Genomic DNA, 241 nt, shown 5'->3' on the forward strand with positions numbered 1-241 from the left:
GCGCGGCACCTCGTCCACCAGCGCCAGCATGTTGCAGCCGAAGGTGTCCTGCAGCTGAGTGTGCTTGTAGAGGTTGTTCATCACCACCCGCGGCTGGGCGTCACGCTTGAGCACGATGACCAGCCGCTGCCCGGTGCGCGCCGAGGTGTCGTCGCGGATGTCGGAGATGCCGGTCATCTTGCCCGCGTTGACCAGCTCGGCGATCTTGGTGGCCAGGTTGTCGGGGTTGCACATGTACGGC

The 241-nt window shown here is 65.6% G+C and carries 1 protein-coding gene; it reads right to left on the reverse strand.

The annotated features are described in order from the left end of the window. On the reverse strand, positions 1-241 hold a 241-nt coding region (locus ACSNOK_RS35960; protein ID WP_436784854.1), incomplete at both ends, for a DNA gyrase subunit A.

This window comes from Streptomyces sp. URMC 126, from assembly GCF_051386555.1.
GTDB lineage: Bacteria > Actinomycetota > Actinomycetes > Streptomycetales > Streptomycetaceae > Streptomyces.